This window comes from Hyphomicrobium nitrativorans NL23 (assembly GCF_000503895.1).
In the GTDB taxonomy this organism is placed as follows: domain Bacteria; phylum Pseudomonadota; class Alphaproteobacteria; order Rhizobiales; family Hyphomicrobiaceae; genus Hyphomicrobium_C; species Hyphomicrobium_C nitrativorans.
This window is the reverse complement of record NC_022997.1, coordinates 2,459,688-2,476,272: the sequence shown is the minus strand read 5'-3', so window position 1 is coordinate 2,476,272 and position 16,585 is coordinate 2,459,688. Positions and strand designations below refer to the sequence as shown.

The window sequence follows — 16,585 nt, the reverse complement described above, 5'->3', positions numbered from 1 at the left end:
TGTCTAGGAGGATGAAGTGGCCACCGTCGTCACCGTGCACGGGACCTATGCGCATTCGGGGGGCACCGCCGAGGCGCTTCAAATCGGCGGGGAGGGAACCGCTGAGTGGTGGCAGCAGAACGGCGCGCTTGCCCGCGATCTCAAGACGTATGTGACGGGCAGCGCCGATGGGCGCCTCGATTTCGTCCCGTTCACGTGGAGCGCCAACAACAGCGAACTCGACCGGCGGCGGGGCGGCTCCGAACTTCTGAAGCTTCTGAGAAGCCTTGACGAGAAGGAAGAGCCGTACGCCGTGGTTGGACACAGCCATGGCGGCTCCGTCATTTCCGCGGCCTTGATCGAAAGCGTCGCGCGGGGGAAACCTCTCACGCATCTCAAGCGGTGGGTGACGGTCGGAACCCCGTTCGTGGGCATGCGCAAGGAGCGGTTCCTGTTTTCGCGCGTTTCGCTCACCGGGCAGGTGATCTTCGTCGCCTCGCTCATGCTGTTCATGATGTTCTTGTTCTTCGTTGCGGGCGAGCTTTTGAGCGGCGGCTTCGACGTCGGCCCCGAAGGCTATTCCGGCCTGCTGTTCTCCGGCACGATGATGTCGCTGCCGATTTTGTTCTACTACGTCGTGTTCCGATACCTCGATCATCGCAAGCTGATCGGCTACAGCCGCGGCACGGCGGGAAAAGCGCGCGCAGCGTATGCTGACAAATGGCTGCCACTCGTCCACAAGGACGACGAGGCCGTCCACGGGTTGCGCTATCTGCCCAAGGCGGAACTCCACTTTTTCGAGGACGACTTCGCGGCCGGTACGCTGACGAAGGCGTCCATCGTGGCGCTGCCGCTGATCTATCTCATGATCGTGATGTCGCCCAAGATCATGCTTGGGCTTTCGGACTTCTTGCAGGACAAGGTTTATGGCGTGCAGCGTTTCGTCGGCCCCAGTGTCGGTGTCGAGCAGAACAACGCCAACCAGGCGCGCGACGAGCTTCGCCGCTTCAATCGTAGGATCCGTGAGGCCGATGAGCAGGCGGAGCGTGGCGGGCTCGAACCGGCCAAGGCAGAAGACGCCCGCAGGCGGGGCATGGAGTTGCGCCGGGAGATGCGCGCCAAGCGCCGGCAGATCGAAATCAAGTTTCCCGAGTTCGTCAATGCGGAGCGTGCGCAACGCTTCAAGGAGCGCTTCCTTGAGCGCGATGGCCGTGTGTGCTTCGGCGGGCGGCTTTGCGGAAGCGGGCGCGATTACATCCTGAATAGCAAACTTCTGTTCCATGTCGTGACCGACGAACTCACGGCCGCGGTCGTCAACGAGGACATGCTCGGCGGCACACACGGCAACATCCTGCGGCTTGCGACGCCTATCGTGCTGGTGCCGGTGGCGTTTGCGTTGCTCGCGCTCGGCGTGCTGGCGCTCATCCAATATGCCGCCTCGCACCTCAGCGTGTACGTGAGCCGGGCGCTCAACCGGATGACGCGTGCGGAAGTGAAGAGGTCGTCGTTCGGAAACGATACCGACGGTGAGGTCGTCGTAGGCGCGGACTACGGGCCTTCGTGGCTCGATCCGGTGACGTGCATCCTGCCCGAGGCGGTCAGCGACAAGATCTCCGATCACAGCAACGCCATGATGGCGCAGTCGGTCTCCAAGTTCCGCAGCGCGATCAGCACGCTCGCCTTCTCGGAATCCGAGGACCGGAAAGCGGGCCTCGTCGCCAGCTATCTGTCGTGGAAGGAGCTCGTCCACACCTGCTATTTCGATGTGGACGAGTTCCGCAGGATCGTTGCTCACGCGATAAGCCAATCGGAGGGGTTCGCGCCCACCGAGGCGTTCCGGCAGGACGGCTCATACGCGGCGACGGAGAGCTGGGTCGCCGCGCTCGGCCGCCCGCTCGATCCCGACATGCCCGAGACCGGGCTTGCGGTAGACGGCGCGCCGCCGACGCCGCAAACGTTCCCCGCGTGACCGTTAGAGTCTGTTCATTTCAAACGAACGCGACGCCATTCCTCCCCCTTGTGGGGGAGGTTAGGAGGGGGGATCGCAGACCGTCTGCTGCCGGGCTTCCCCCATCCCTAACTCCTCCCCACGTCCATGCGGAGCATGGCTCCGCCATGACGGGGAGGGGAAAACGCGAGCCCATCTGGTCTGAACATGCTCTGGCGTCGGGATCAGGTCTTGATTTCCAGGAACTGAATTTCGGGATTGCGCCCCGCATTGTAATTCAGCGTGAAGATCGAGGACGGGATGTAGACGTGGTCGCCGTCGAGATCGGTGGCCACGCTCGACCGATTGGCGGCAATGAACGCCTTCAATGCTGCCGGGTCGTCGGAGCGGATCCAGCGAACTGCTTCGCATGGCGCGGGATCGAAATCGGTCGCGAGGCCGTACTCGTGCTTTAGGCGGTCGGCGAGCACATCGAGCTGAAGCGCGCCGATCACGCCGACGATGGGCTGTGTGCCGTCCACGGGGTTGAACACTTGCACGACGCCTTCCTCGGCCATTTCGCGGACGGCGTCCTTGAGCTTCTTGGCCTTGATGGCGTCTTCCAGACGGATGCGGCGCAGGATCTCGGGCGCAAAGCTCGGGATGCCGAGAAAGGTGATGTCCTCGCCTTCGGTCAGCGCATCGCCGATGCGCAGCACGCCGCGGTTCGGAATACCGACGACGTCGCCCGCGAAGGCTTCTTCCGCGAGAGAGCGGTCCTGCGCGAAGAAGAACTGAGGCGCAGAGAGCGCCATCGTCTTGCCCGACCGCACGTGCTTGACTTTCATGCCGCGCGTGAGCTTGCCCGAGCAGACGCGCATGAAGGCGATGCGGTCGCGATGGTTCGGGTCCATGTTCGCCTGGATCTTGAAGACGATGCCCGTCATGGCGGGCTCTGTCGCGACGACTTCTCGTGTGGCGGCGCGCTGGGAGAGCGGTGGCGGAGCGTGTGTCTTGAGCGCGTCGAGCACGTCGCGGACGCCGAAGTTCTTCAAGGCGGACCCGAAGAACACGGGCGTGAGCGTGCCGTGGCGGAAGGCATCGAGATCGAAGCGTCCGCAGGCTTCGGCGGCGAGATCGATCTCCTCGCGCCAGCGCGTGTGCGCGTCGCCTTCGAGCAGTTCGGCGAACAGCGGATCGTCGGGACCGGAGACGGGTTGGCCGTCGTAGTCCTCGTCGAGGCGGCGCACGCGCGGTTGATAGAGGTCGTAGGTGCCGCGGAAGCTGCGGCCCTGCCCGATCGGCCAGACCATGGGCGCGGTGTCGAGAGCCAGCGTCTTCTCGATCTCGTCGAGCAGGTCGAGCGGATCGCGCGCTTCGCGGTCCATCTTGTTGATGAAGGTGACGATGGGGATATCGCGCAGACGGCAGATCTCGAACAGCTTCTGCGTTCGCGTTTCGATGCCGCGTGCCGCGTCGATCACCATGATCGCGCTATCGACGGCGGTCAGCGTGCGATAGGTGTCGTCGGAGAAGTCCTCGTGGCCCGGCGTGTCGAGCAGGTTGAAGACGGCGCCGTCGTATTCGAAGGTCATGACGGAGGTCGCGACGGAAATGCCACGCGACTTTTCGATGGCCATCCAGTCCGAGCGCGTCGAGCGGCCGTCCTTCTTGGCTTTGACCTGGCCGGCAAGCTGGATCGCACCGCCGAACAGCAGCAGCTTTTCGGTCAGCGTGGTTTTGCCCGCGTCGGGGTGCGAGATGATCGCGAAGGTGCGGCGGCGCTCGATCTCGTTGGCGAGACGGCTTTTCGCCGGGCTGGCCGTGGCGGCCGCCGAGGGTTCGTTGCTCATGATCCTGTCCAGGATGTCGGTTTGGCGGGGGTATAGCACCGTTTGCGGGGGGCGTAACCCTTAGGGTCCCCTTCCCGCTCCCCAGTGGAAGGCTTTGCGTAGATCTTCGCCCGCCGTAAATATGCAGGTGTGTCTGGATCCCGGCTTACGCCGGGATGACGGTCTTCATTGGATCGGCGCCAAACCCCAAAATTCCGTCACACCGGCGAAGGCCGGTGCCCAGATACATCTGTAATGTCCGCAAAGCCTTCCACTGGGGAGAGGTGAGACGGCGCCGCGGGTGCTAGGCGAGCTCGGCCAGGATGCAGCGCAGCACGCCGTAGTCGAAGCGGCCGTCGAGGGCTGCGTGGGCGGGGCCGAGCTTGCCGGTTTCCAGAGTATCGAGGCGCTCGAAGGCGGCGTGGATTTCGTCGAGGTCCCCGGGGTCGAGGTCGAGCACGTCGTCGGCTGCGATCACACCAGCTTCGATCGCTTCGGCGAGGTGCGTATAGATGGTGCCGATTTCGAGCCCGCGCTCGGCGGCGATGCGCTCGGCGTCTTGCCCAGCGAGATGCAGGGCGAGCGTCTGGTTGACGGTGGCCGAGAGGCGGTTGTCGAGCGTGGGGTGCGGCTTGAACTGCGAAATAACGCCGAGGAAGGCTGCGCCGTAGCGTTCGATCTTGCGCGCGCCGAGGCCGGTAATGCCATGCAGGCTGTCCTCGTCGGCTGGGCGCTTGGCCGCAAGCTCTGCGAGCGTTTTGTCGTGGCAGATGACGTAGGGCGGCAGGCCCGCTTCCGTCGCGAGGCGGAGGCGGAGCGCGCGGAGCGCGTCGTAGAGCGCGCGGTCGGCGCCGGTGACGGTGCTTGCGGCTGCGGACGCACGCTTCTCGCGTGACTTTTTCTCCCGCGCGGGCGCGAGGCGCATCCGGAACGTCTCCTCGCCGCGAAGAAGCGGGCGTGCCTCTTCTGTGAGGGCGAGCGTTCCGTGGCCTTCGTCGTCGGTCACAAGCAGCCCACGCGCGACGAGCTGGCGGAAAAGGCTGCGCCAGACGGCGGCGTCCTCGGTCTTGCCGATGCCCCACACCGAGAGCCGGTCATGGCTGTTGCGGATCGCGCGCTCGTTGTCCTTGCCGGTGAGCACGTCGATGAGATAGCCGACGCCGAAGCGCTGCTCGGTGCGGTAGACGGCCGAGAGTGCCTTGCGTGCCAGCTCCGTGCCGTCGGTGGTCTGGGGCGGATTGAGGCAGTTGTCGCAGTTGCCGCACGGCTCGGCGCGGGTTTCGCTGAAATAGGCGAGGATGAGCTGGCGGCGGCAGCTCGTGGTCTCGCAGAGCCCGACCAGGGCGTCGAGTTTCTGGCTTTGCGTGCGCTTGTAAGCGTCCGATCCCTCGCTCGCATTGATCCAGTGCTTCTGCTGGACGATGTCCTGCATTCCGTAGGCGAGCCAGGCGTTGGCGGGTTCGCCGTCGCGGCCCGCGCGGCCGGTCTCCTGGTAGTAGGCTTCGAGGGAGCGAGGCAGATTGAGGTGCGCGACGAAGCGGACGTCCGGCTTGTCGATGCCCATGCCGAAGGCGATGGTCGCAACCATGACGATGCCGTCTTCCTTCAGGAAGCGCGCCTGATGCTCGCGGCGGAGTTCGGGCGGCAAGCCCGCGTGATAGGCCAGCGCCGGGCGTCCCTTGCGGTTCAGCCAATCGGCCGTTTCTTCGACGGACTTGCGCGAGAGGCAGTAGACGATGCCGGCATCGGCGGGATGCTCGGCCGAAAGAAACGACCAGAGGCGCTCGCGGGCGCTCATCGAGCCCATTTCCGCAATCGTGTAGCGGATGTTCGGCCGGTCGAAGCTTGCGACGAAGCGATGCGCGCGTTCGAGCGAGAGTTCGCGGGCGATCTCGTCGCGGGTGCGGTCGTCGGCGGTGGCGGTAAGCGCGATACGCGGCACGCGCGGAAACCGCTCCGCGAGAATGCGGAGCTGGCGGTACTCGGGCCGGAAGTCGTGGCCCCATTGCGAGACGCAGTGCGCTTCGTCGATGGCGAAGAGGGCGATGCTGGCGCGTTCGAGCAGGGAGAGCGTGCGCTCCTGCACGAGCCGCTCCGGCGCGACGTAGAGGAGGTCGAGATCTCCGGCGATCAGGGACTGTTCGATGGCCGCCTGCTCGCGCCAATCCTGGGACGAGTTGAGGAAGGCAGCGCGCACGCCCGCTTCGCGAAGCGCGTCGACCTGATCCTGCATCAGCGCGATGAGCGGCGACACGACGAGGCCGGTGCCCGCGCGGACAAGCGCGGGGATCTGGTAGCAGAGCGATTTGCCGCCGCCGGTCGGCATCAGCGCCAGCACGTCTCCACCGCTGAGCAGGGTTTCGATGATGCCTGCCTGATGCAGGCGGAAGGCCTTGTAGCCGAACACGTCCTCAAGCACGTGCTGCGCCTCGGCGAGGGAGCTTGCCGAGGGTGCGAGATTCGTTGCTGCGGGTTCGGGGCGCCTCAAGGCGGCTGGCGGCATGCTGGAAACCCCGGAGGCGCTTTCGACGGAGCGCCGGGTGCGGTTGCTCATGGCACCAGTGCTAGCCCGATTCTCAAGGGGCTGGCCGCTTCTGGGGCATCACGCCTGGGGATTTCGGGCCGTGGCGCGGCGTGCTTCGAGACCTTAGATTGAGGCAGCGTCAGGGGCCCCATTTCACCCCACCCTCCGTGGCGCCACTCGTCTGGAGGGGGGCGGCCCCAATATGCCGAATAAGGCCGCAGGGCTTCTGACGCACTCTACCCCCATTTTTCCATGCGGCCGGCATTCCGATCGGGGAGTTGCGGTCGCGCCACATCCGTCCGTGAAAGCCCGCTTATGAGGTTTTGTGACGGCCGTAATTCGTCACCGCACGGCAGAATCACATTAACCGAGGACTGACGATATTGGTTTCCTTTGGTTGAATGATTGATTCTGGGGATGGGGCTTATGCGGCATGCTCGATACTTGAAGTCGATGGCAGGGGGCTTGCCCCTCGTGATGGTCAGCCTGTTCGCGGCCCCCGGTATGGCGCAGGCGCAGGTGGCGTGTTTCGATCCTTCGGCAACACCCTTCCCGGTCTACTATTATGGTTGCGAGGAAGCAGGCAGCGGTACCGCCGCGACCGGACAGCAGCTCCAATCCATAGGCGAAGGCTTCGTCCAGCAGCAGCTCAACCTTGCGCCGGGCGGGTTCGCGAGCCCGACGGGGCGGCTGCGCCATACGAGCCACGACGGGATGCGCGACAAGGTTTCCGGCTTCAACACGCTCGCCTATGATATCGACGAAGGGTCCGTCCTCGGCAACGTCAACTACGATCTCCCCGGGACGTATTTCGGCGGCAAGGTGCGCATCAACGCGATCGTCGGGTACGGTTGGATGACGCAGGATTCGGCCCCACCCGCCGCGGGCGTCGTCGGGCACAAGACCGATATCGACTCCGTCTTCTACGGCGGCAGCTACATGTGGAGCCAGGGCAACTTCTACACGTTGTCGATGATCATCGGCGTGAGCGGAGAGGCTGACGGTCGCGGTGTCGGCGGCGTGAACTACGAGTACGATCTGTCCGGTTATTTCACCAACAGTGTCGTCGGCTACACGTTCCAGCTTCCGGACACGTGGCGGTTCGACCTGCGCGGCGCGCTTGGCCATTACGACGTGAGCACGGACCGCTTCCGGGCCCCGGATAACCAGAATCCCGGCGCTTTTCCGAATGGTGCCATCATCAAGGGCGTCTCCGAAGCCTGGAGCCTGTCGCTGACAGGTACGTTGTTCACGATCCTCGAAGTCGATGGCGGTGGTGTGCTGCGGCCCTACATCCTCGGCGGCTACAAGCGCGTCGTCGACGAGGACATCGAGATCAAGGGCGACTTCACGGCCGACTTCGAGCAGGCGCAGGATTACGGCCGCGTTGAGCTCGGTATGGATTACGTTCAGGGCAACCTGACGTACGGTGCTTCCACCTACACCGAATTCTCCGCCGACGAGAGCACCATCGGCGCGCGGCTCGGCGTTTCTGTGAAGCTCCAGTAACGCGACGGAACGGCCGGATTGCTTGGTTAAGAACGGGCGGATGCACAAAGGTGCGTCCGCCCTTTTTCTTGTTTTAGGCGCCTTTGGAGCGGGACCTGTTTCCAAGGGAACAGACCGTGGCTAAGGCCCTGTGGCTCATAAGGGATCAGCGTGTGCGGGCCGGGCGGCTATGGCTTCGCCTGCCGGTGGTCCCGCACGTCTCACCCCCTCTGGCCAGAATTCGTCCGTTGGGGTACATTAGACCGATAGTCTGGAGGTTCCGATGCCGACGCATTTTTTCAAGTCGAGGGCCTTTTTCAGCTCTGCGTTTCTCTGCTCCGGCCTGGCGGCTTTCGGCCTCGCGCTTATCGCCCCGGCTGTTTCCAACGCGGCGCGTGCCGAGGGCGCTCCGTCCGTCCAGCAGATCATCGATGCGCTCAAGCCTCGCAAAACGCGGGGGCTCTCCGTGAAGCCGACGCAAGCGGAGATCGAGCGGGCTCAAGTGATCGACGACTTGAGATCCAAGGCTGCAACGCGCGCGCTGTCCGTGCCTGAGCGTACTCAGCTCGCCGAGGCGGCAAGCGACAAGCCGATGCTGGATCTCGTGATCTATTTCGGATTCAACTCGGACAAGATTTCCCCGCGTTCGCGCGACGCGCTTCAGTCGCTGGGCAAGGCGCTGGAGGACGACACGCTGAAGGATGCCGCCATCATGGTAGCCGGCCATACCGACGCGACCGGGCGCTCCGAATACAATCAGAGCCTGTCCGAGCGCCGGGCCGATGCCGTGCGGAACTATCTGAGCGACAATTTCAATCTGTCGAAGAGCAACTTCACGGTGGTCGGTTACGGGTTCGAGCGCCTTAAGGATCCTGCGGCGCCGAAGTCGGGCGTCAACCGGCGCGTGCAGATCGTCAATCTGACAGACGGCAAGACGGCGTCGGCGGCTCAACCGTAGGCGGCCGGCGATGGCTCGGGACGAGCGTTCAGCTCCTTCAGGGCCGATCTTTGAAAGTGGCCTCGAAAGGAGTGTGCCTCATGCGTTTGAGCACCCAATGCCTCTCCCTTCTTGCGGCGGCTTTGATGTTGCCGGTTGCGGCCATGATTGCGCCGGCCGACGCCGCGCCGCAGCGAAGGCTCGCCCTCATCATCGGGAATTCCGGCTACCAGAACGTCGCGGAACTGACCAACCCGGTCAACGACGCCAACGACATCGCCGAGAAGCTTCGTCACCTCTCGTTCGACGTGATGCTGGGCACGGATCTCACGCGCGACCAGATGCACGAGGCGTTCGAAACGTTTTCGGAGCAGCTCAAGCCCGGCGACGTGGGGCTATTCTTCTACGCAGGCCACGGCATTTCGCTTTCGGGCGAGAACTTTCTCATTCCTGTCGATATGCCGGGTGAAATTCAGGTCGAGAACGAGGAGAAGAGCCGGGAGGCGCTGGATGCGCACCTCGTCAACATCTCCACGATGATCGAGCCGCTGCAGAAGGCCAAGCTCGGCATGGTGTTCCTGGATGCCTGCCGCAACACGCCCTCGCAGGAAGAACTGGGATTGCAGATCGTTGCGCAGGACGGCGCGACACGGAAGGTGCGGGCGCTCGCATTTCATCGGGGCATGACGAAGCTTAACGTGTCTGCGGCGCCGACCAGCGGCGCGTCGGGCATTTTCCGCGCGTACGCCACGCAGCCGAATAACGTTTCCGACGACGGCGGCGGCCGCAACAGTCCGTTCACCAAGGCGCTGCTCCGTCATCTCGGCACGCCGGGCGTGGACGTCCACCAGATGATGGTGAAAGTGCGCCGCGACGTTGTGGCCGATACGTCTGGCCGTCAGGTTCCGTGGGAAGAGAGCGCGCTGACGGACGCCTATTATTTCATGCCGTCGGCGCCGGGCATGGCGGCTCCGCTTTTGCCGACGCACCGTGGCGACGGCGCCGGAAGCAGGAGCCAAGGCAGCAAGAAGGCGCAGACGCCGCGGAAGAACAGGGGCAGCGCCAGCCGCACGAGGCCGCCGAAACAGGCGCGGCGCAGCGGCCCGCCGCCGGGCCTGGGTGCCGGTGTGGGCATGGGCTTCTAGAGTCTGTTCATTTCAAACGAACGCGACGCCATTCCTCCCCCCTTGCGGGGGAGGTCAGGAGGGGGGGGGCGCAGACCGTCTACTGCCAGGCTTCCCCCCACCCCTAACCCCTCCCCACGTCCATGCGGAGCATGGCTCCGCCATGACGGGGAGGGGGAAAAGCGAGTCCATCTGGTATGAACATGCTCTAGAGCGTTCTGATAAGACTATGAAATTGAAAAAGGCGCGTCCGCAACGGCGCGCCTTTTTTGGTCTCGGCTCTCGTCTTGGCCCGATGCCGCGCGCCGATGCCTATGGCGGCGCGCCGAGCCTGCGCAGACCGTCCCTGCTGCTGGTGTAGCCTGCATCGAGCTGGAGCGCCTTGCGATAGTCGCGGATCGCTTCCGGCGTTTTGCCGAGCTCTTCGAGGATATGGGCGCGCGTGTCCCAGATATAGGCTTTCGAGCCGTCGAACTGGATGGCACGGTTGGCGTCCTCCAATGCGCGGTCCGCGTCGCCGGCTTTGTAATACGTCCAGGCGCGGTTGTTGAGCGCTTCGGCGGATTGAGGCTTGAGCTTGAGCGCTTCGTCGAAATCGGCGACGGCTTCGAGATAGTCGCCCTGATCGTAGTGCGCGATGGCGCGGTGCTGATAGGTGTCGGCTGCCGGTTTCAGCTCAATCGAGCGCCTATAGTGCTCGATGGCCTGGGCCGGCTCTCCCTTGTCGCGCAACGCGCGGGCATACTTGTAATGGATGATGGCCTGATCGTCGGGAGTGAATCCTGCCGTGTCGATCAGCCCCTTGCAGGCGTTGAGCGCCACATCTGCGTCGGTGCTCTCCTGGCAGTCCTTCCACTGCCGGGTCAGGACATAGCGGGAGGCGAGCGGAGTGGGCGGCGTTCTCGTCGGCCCAGCGTTCCCGTCGAGGGTCGCGATGGCGTCCTCCACGTTGCGCTCGATCGAAGTGGCCTGTTCTTCCGTCCTGGCGGGCGCAGGGGACGGAGTGGCCGGTTCTGTGGGCGTGTCCGGTTCGGGTTCCTCTGCTGCCGCGACTTGGGTGGTCGCCGGTGAAGGACCTTCGTTTGCCTCGGGCTCGGTCGCGACGAGCCCGACGCCCTCAAGGACGGAGCGGGGCGTATATTCGTAGGCATAGGCTCCGACGACCGCGAGGCCGAGAACGGCGAGACCAGCCGTGACCAAACGGGAATTGCGATCGGCTGGAGCGCGGGCGGAGCTTGCGGGCGTTATCTCGCCGTCCGCATCGTCGCCTTGGCCATGGGCGGACGGCGGCTCGTCGAGGGCGAGCGTGTAGGCGTGGATCCGCTCCGGAATGTTCTTCAAGGTTTGCGGGCCGGCGTCGGCGAACGTGAGATCCATCTTGCTTGCGACCGCTTCGTGCACGGAACGCGAGATACAGACGCCGCCGGGTGGCGCGACCGATTCCAGGCGCGCGGCGACATTGACGCCATCGCCAAGAAGGTCGCCGTTTTCCCGCTCGACGACATCGCCGATGGTGATCCCGATGCGGAAATTCATGTGCCGGCTGGGCGGGTAGGCGAGGTTGCGCGCGCGGAGGCTCTCCTGAACATCGACAGCGGCACGGACCGCTTCGACCGCGCTTTCGAATTCGGCCAGGATCGCGTCGCCTGCCGTGTTGAAAATTCGCCCGCCGCCCCGCTCCACGAACTCCGCGAAGACCGTGCGATAGGTTTCGAAGCGCCTCAGCGTCTCTTCTTCGTCCTCGGCGATCAGCCGGCTATAGCCGGCAATGTCTGCTGCGAGAATGACCGCAATTTTCCGTTTCAAGCGCGCCCTCACGTGTCATCGTCCGAGCCTGGACGAGTTTTCCATAAAGTGCGTGCACGAAGCAAGCGGGAGCGGAGGCCGGAGCAGGGCGGGGCTGCCGCTCTCATCCCTTCGCGCGGGCGACGATCTCGCCGTCCTCCTTGGTGAACGTCCCGATGTCCGGGTTCGGCAGGATGTCGAGGACGGTCTCCGAGGGGCGGCAGAGGCGGGCGCCGCGGGGTGTGACAACGATCGGCCGCTCGATCAGGATCGGGTGGGCGAGCATGAACGCGACGAGATCGTCGTCGCTCCATTTCGGATCGTCGAGGCCGAGGGTGTCGTAGGGTGTTCCCTTGCGGCGCAGGATCGCGCGGACCGGAACGCCCATCAGGCGGATGAGTTCTTCGAGGGTCTCGCGGCTTGGCGGGTTTGTCAGATATTCGACGATTTCCGGCTCTTCGCCGCTTTGGCGGATCATGGCAAGTGTGTTGCGCGAGGTTCCGCAGGCGGGGTTGTGGTAGATCGTGATTTCAGATGCCATGGTCTGGACGGCGCTCCCGTGTTCTCTGTTCCGCTCATAGCATGGCGGGGCGGTCAGTTTCATATGTGCAGCATCCCGGCAGAGGAGCTTGCGTTGACACTCATCGATCGCGTTCATGCGCCTGGCCCGAGGGTAGTGGGTCCCGGCGATCCGCTCTTGAGCGTTCGTGGCGTGCGGAAATCTTATGCGACACCGCAAGGCGAGATTTCGGTGTTGAAGGGCGTCGATCTTTCGCTTGCAGCGGGTGAAAGCCTTGCGCTGCTTGGCGAGTCCGGCAGCGGCAAGAGCACGCTGCTTCATCTCGTCGGAGGCTTGGACGAAGCCGATGACGGCGAGATCGCCATCGAAGGCGCGGCGATGACGAAGCGGCCCGACGCGGAACGGGCCGCGCTGCGGCGTGCGCGGATCGGCATCGTGTTCCAGCAGTTCAATCTCGTGCCGAGCCTCACGGTTGAGGACAACATCGCTTTTCAGGCGCGCATCGCGGAGCGGTTCGACGCTGCATGGCACGACGAGTTGATCGGGCGCCTAGGGCTCGGCGATCTCAGATCCCGCTATCCGGAGCAGCTCTCCGGCGGGCAACAGCAGCGCGTCGCCATCGGACGTGCACTCGCCGTTCGGCCGCGCCTGTTGCTGGCGGACGAGCCGACGGGAAATCTCGATGAAGCGACCGGCGACGACGTGATGGATCTTGCGCTCGACCTCGTCGCGCGTACGGGGTGCGGGTTCCTGATGGCGACGCACAGTACGCGGCTAGCGGCGCGCCTCGACCGGCGCGTTGCGCTCGCCTCGGGCGTTCTGGTGTCGACGTGAAACAGGTTTCATCGTGAGCCAAGCTTTCTGGACCTTCGCGGCGCTTCTGAGTCACTGGCGCCGTCATCGTGCGAACTTCGCGACGGTGATGGTGGGGCTTGTGGTTGCCACCGCGCTGTGGAGCGGCGTACAGGCGCTGAACAGCCAGGCGCGGCAGAGCTACGACCGTGCGGCGCGGCTCGTCGGCGAAGCGGGTGCGCCCGCACTTGTGAGCGCGCAGGGCGCGTTCGTCAGCCAAGAGCAGTACGTCGCGCTGCGGCGCGCCGGGTTCAAGGTCTCCCCGGTGCTGGAAGGCACGGTGCGGATCGGCGGTGCGGCGTATCGGCTGGTTGGGATGGAACCGCTCACGCGGCCGGGCGGGGCGGTGTTGACCGGGCTCGAAAACGCGAGCGATCTCGAAGGCTTCCTTAGGGCGCCCGGGCAGACGCTCGCCGCGCCGCAAACGCTGGCCGATCTCGGCGCGGCGGCGGGCACGCGGATCAAAACGGATCAAGGGACGCTGCTGCCGCCCGCGGTGGGGCAGCACACGGTGGCGCCCGGTCTTGTCGTCGTCGATATCGGGATAGCGCAGGCGGTGCTCGGGCGGCCGGGGCAACTGACCCGGCTGATTGCCGCGTCCGATGCCGCACTGGACGAGGCGGCGCTTGCGGCCGTCGCCGGAGATGCGCTTCGCATCGAGGCGCCGGAGGAGACGGGCGATCTCGCGCGGCTGACGGAGAGCTTCCACCTCAATCTCACGGCGTTCGGGCTGCTCGCGTTCATTGTTGGGCTTTTCATCGTGCACGCTTCGATCGGGCTCGCGTTCGAACAACGTCTTGGAACGGTGCGCACGCTCCGGGCATCGGGTGTGTCGCTCTCGACGCTGGTTGTGGTGTCGATCTTTGAAGTGTTGTTGCTCGCGCTTGTTGCCGGCGTGATCGGAATGATCTGCGGCTACGTGATCGCGGCCGTTCTGCTTCCCGACGTGGCGTTGAGCTTGCGCGGAATCTATGGCGCGGATGTGGGACGCACGCTCGCGCTCGAACCTCGCTGGTGGGTGTCGGGGCTCGGCATGGCGCTTTGCGGCGCGCTGATCGCGTCGGCGGCGAGCCTCGTCAAGGTTGCACGGATGCCGGTGGTTGCGCTCGGGCGGCCGCTTGCGTGGCGGGAGGCGCACGAGGCGATGCTTCGGCGTCAGGGTGTTGTTGCGGTGCTCTGTCTCACGATTGCGCTCATGGCGTTTGTCCTGGGCGAAGGGCTGGTCGCGGGCTTCGTGGTGATTGCGGGCGTTCTGCTCGGCGCGGCGCTGCTGCTTCCGCTTGGGCTCGTGGCGCTTCTCCGCCTCGGGGAAGGCGCGTCGCAGGGGGCGCTTGCGCGCTGGTTCTGGGCGGATACGCGCCGCCAACTCTCGGGGCTTTCGTTGGCGCTGATGGCGCTTCTGCTCGCGCTTTCGGCCAACGTCGGCGTCGGTACGATGGTGGAGGGGTTCCGCAAGACATTCACCGGCTGGCTCGACGAGCGGCTCAATTCGGAGATTTACGTCACGGCCACGGATGCGGCGGCGGGACGGCGCATTGCGGATTGGCTCGAACGCGAAAAAGCCGTGACGGCCGTCCTGCCGGTGTGGCGGACGGAAACGCGGATCGGGGCATGGCCGGTTGATATCTATGGGCTGCGCGATCATGCAACGTACCGCGATCATTTCTCGCTGCTGTCGGCAATGCCCAAAGCGTGGGACCGCGTAAGCGAGGGAACGGGCGTGCTGGTGAGCGAGCAACTCGCCCAACGGATGTCGTTCGGCCTGGGCACCGAGATCGCGATCCCGACGGACGAAGGGCTTTGGAAGGTTCCCGTCGTCGGGATCTTTGCCGACTACGGCAATCCCAAAGGGCAGGTTCGCATCGGCGTCGATCATCTCGTGCGGCATTGGCCGGATGCACGGCGCACGCATTACAGCGTCAGGACCGCGCCGGACGCTGCGGCATCCGTCATCGAGCGCATGCGCGCAGCGTTCGGTGAAGGATTGGCGCAGGTCTCGGACCAGGCCGCGCTCAAGTCGATGTCGCTTCGCATCTTCGAGCGTACGTTCGCGGTGACGAGCGCGCTCAACACGCTGACGCTGATCGTTTCGGGCATCGCGCTTTTTGCGAGTTTGCTCACGCTCGCGGATGTGCGGATCGCGCAGCTTGCGCCGGTGTGGGCGCTCGGTGTCACGCGGCGGCGGCTTGTGGATCTCGAAGTCGGCAAGGTGCTGGTGCTGGCGGCGATGACGGCGGTGCTCGCGGTTCCTCTCGGGCTGCTGCTCGCATGGTGTCTCGTGGCGATCGTCAACGTGCAGGCGTTCGGCTGGCGGCTGCCGTTCCACGTATTTCCGCTGCAGTGGGGCGTCGTGCTGGTTCTCGCGCTGATCACGGCATTCGTGGCCGCATTGCTGCCGGTGCTGCGCCTTTCACGCACCGCGCCCGCCGATCTTCTCAAGGTGTTCGCCAATGAGCGTTAGATCGAAAACTGTGATATGGCGCGTTGTGGTGTGTTGTCTGGGCGCCCTCGCAGGTGGCGGCGTCTGGGCCGCGGGCGGCGGCGGCTTCGCCGGGCTCGGCGAAGAGGCCACGGGCTTTGCCGAGGTTACGCCGGGGCGCACATTCTTCTTTCCCGCCGACCTCGGCGCGCATCCCGATTATCGCATCGAGTGGTGGTACGTGACGGCGAACCTCAAGGATGCGGCGGGCGAGGATTACGGCGTGCAATGGACGCTGTTTCGCCAGGCGCTGGAGCCGGGACCGCAACGCGAGGGCTGGGCCAGCCAGCAGGTGTGGATGGGCCACGCCGGATTGACGAGCCGCGAGACGCACCGCTTTTCCGAGGCCGTTGCGCGCGGTGGTATCGGACAGGCCGGCGTGAGCGCGCAACCGTTTGCGGCTTGGATCGACGATTGGACGTTTGCGAGCGACAGTACGGCCGGTGACGGTCTCGCGTCGGCCACGCTCTCCGCAACGGGCGCGGACTTCTCCTACGCGCTGACGCTGAAGAGCGTGCGTCCGATGGTGCTCCAAGGCGACAACGGATACAGCGTCAAATCCGATCATGGGCAAGCGTCCTACTATTACAGCCAACCTTTCTTCGACGTGAGCGGACGCGTGACGCTCGATGGGCGCGAGATCGACGTTACGGGCCGCGCCTGGATGGATCGCGAATGGAGCAGCCAGCCGCTCGCGCCAGGGCAGAAGGGATGGGACTGGTTCTCCCTGCACTTGCCGGATGGCGAGAAGCTGATGCTGTTCCAGCTTCGCAGCGACACCGACGCGCCGTTCTATGCGGGAACGTGGATCGCAGCCGGCGGACACGCGACACCGCTCGACCGCGGCGACATCGTGCTCGTGCCGCTTCGCACGCATGACGTTGCGGGACGGCAGGTGCCGGTGGAATGGTCCGTCGAGATCGAGAGCCGCGGATTGCGTATCGCGACGACGCCGCTCAATCCGGAAAGCTGGATGGCAACGAGCTTCGCCTATTGGGAGGGCCCGGTGCGCTTTACGGGCACGCATGATGGTGAAGGGTATCTTGAGATGACGGGATATTGAGCGTGTGTCTCGACGCGAGATGCGCCGCTCCCATGTGTCGTCCCGGCCAAGTGGACCCCGGCCCTGAGCCGGGGG

General features: G+C 64.9%; 11 protein-coding genes. 7 read left to right on the top strand and 4 right to left on the bottom strand.

The annotated features are described in order from the left end of the window. Positions 1–16 precede the first annotated feature (16 nt). Positions 17–1,948 (top strand): lipase family protein, encoded by a 1,932-nt coding sequence (locus W911_RS11520; protein WP_023787717.1) that lies wholly within the window; start codon positions 17–19, stop codon positions 1,946–1,948. Positions 1,949–2,151: 203 nt separating this feature from the next. On the opposite strand, the gene W911_RS11515 is transcribed toward W911_RS11520, so the two are convergent. Together W911_RS11515 and recQ are read right to left on the bottom strand one after the other, a co-directional pair. After that, complete coding sequence (locus tag W911_RS11515; RefSeq protein ID WP_023787716.1) at positions 2,152–3,759, bottom strand: peptide chain release factor 3; 1,608 nt, start codon at positions 3,757–3,759, stop codon at positions 2,152–2,154. A gap of 283 nt (positions 3,760–4,042) precedes the next feature. Continuing rightward, positions 4,043–6,241, bottom strand: coding sequence for a DNA helicase RecQ (gene recQ / locus W911_RS11510; RefSeq protein WP_041318524.1), 2,199 nt, complete (start codon positions 6,239–6,241; stop codon positions 4,043–4,045). Positions 6,242–6,688: 447 nt separating this feature from the next. Between recQ and W911_RS11505 the strand changes: the two genes are divergently transcribed. From W911_RS11505 to W911_RS11495, 3 genes are all read left to right on the top strand, one after another. Continuing rightward, positions 6,689–7,771: an autotransporter outer membrane beta-barrel domain-containing protein gene (locus tag W911_RS11505; RefSeq protein ID WP_144083585.1), complete on the top strand. Its 1,083-nt coding sequence runs from the start codon at positions 6,689–6,691 to the stop codon at positions 7,769–7,771. 262 nt (positions 7,772–8,033) lie between these two features. After that, positions 8,034–8,708: an OmpA family protein gene (locus W911_RS11500; protein WP_023787713.1), complete on the top strand. Its 675-nt coding sequence runs from the start codon at positions 8,034–8,036 to the stop codon at positions 8,706–8,708. An 80-nt stretch (positions 8,709–8,788) separates the two neighbouring features. Continuing rightward, positions 8,789–9,832, top strand: coding sequence for a caspase family protein (locus tag W911_RS11495; RefSeq protein WP_023787712.1), 1,044 nt, complete (start codon positions 8,789–8,791; stop codon positions 9,830–9,832). 291 nt (positions 9,833–10,123) lie between these two features. On the opposite strand, the gene W911_RS17840 is transcribed toward W911_RS11495, so the two are convergent. Beyond that, a complete protein-coding gene (locus W911_RS17840) occupies positions 10,124–11,617 on the bottom strand; it encodes a tetratricopeptide repeat protein (protein ID WP_023787711.1) in 1,494 nt (497 codons plus the stop codon). A 103-nt stretch (positions 11,618–11,720) separates the two neighbouring features. Next, positions 11,721–12,137: an arsenate reductase (glutaredoxin) gene (gene arsC / locus W911_RS11485; protein WP_023787710.1), complete on the bottom strand. Its 417-nt coding sequence runs from the start codon at positions 12,135–12,137 to the stop codon at positions 11,721–11,723. A gap of 171 nt (positions 12,138–12,308) precedes the next feature. On the opposite strand from arsC, the gene W911_RS11480 reads away from it, so the two are divergent. Genes W911_RS11480 through W911_RS11470 form a run of 3 tightly spaced genes read left to right on the top strand, consistent with a single transcriptional unit; the run spans position 12,309 to position 16,510 of the window. Next, positions 12,309–12,950, top strand: coding sequence for an ABC transporter ATP-binding protein (locus tag W911_RS11480; protein ID WP_341872095.1), 642 nt, complete (start codon positions 12,309–12,311; stop codon positions 12,948–12,950). A gap of 13 nt (positions 12,951–12,963) precedes the next feature. After that, entirely contained in the window at positions 12,964–15,429 is a 2,466-nt protein-coding gene (locus W911_RS11475) for an ABC transporter permease (RefSeq protein ID WP_023787708.1), read from the top strand. Beyond that, a complete protein-coding gene (locus W911_RS11470; RefSeq protein ID WP_041316497.1) occupies positions 15,419–16,510 on the top strand; it encodes a lipocalin-like domain-containing protein in 1,092 nt (363 codons plus the stop codon). Before W911_RS11475 ends, W911_RS11470 begins: the two co-directional genes overlap by 11 nt. The last annotated feature ends 75 nt before the right edge of the window (positions 16,511–16,585 follow it).

Excerpts from the sequence above, each read along its gene's own strand:
- W911_RS11515 (WP_023787716.1), bottom strand. The coding sequence starts at position 3,759 with ATGAGCAACGAACCCTCGGCGGCCGCCACGGCCAGCCCGGCGAAAAGC.
- recQ (WP_041318524.1), bottom strand. The coding sequence starts at position 6,241 with ATGCCGCCAGCCGCCTTGAGGCGCCCCGAACCCGCAGCAACGAATCTC.
- W911_RS11505 (WP_144083585.1), top strand. The coding sequence starts at position 6,689 with ATGCGGCATGCTCGATACTTGAAGTCGATGGCAGGGGGCTTGCCCCTC.
- W911_RS11500 (WP_023787713.1), top strand. The coding sequence starts at position 8,034 with ATGCCGACGCATTTTTTCAAGTCGAGGGCCTTTTTCAGCTCTGCGTTT.
- W911_RS11495 (WP_023787712.1), top strand. The coding sequence starts at position 8,789 with ATGCGTTTGAGCACCCAATGCCTCTCCCTTCTTGCGGCGGCTTTGATG.
- arsC (WP_023787710.1), bottom strand. The coding sequence starts at position 12,137 with ATGGCATCTGAAATCACGATCTACCACAACCCCGCCTGCGGAACCTCG.
- W911_RS11470 (WP_041316497.1), top strand. The coding sequence starts at position 15,419 with ATGAGCGTTAGATCGAAAACTGTGATATGGCGCGTTGTGGTGTGTTGT.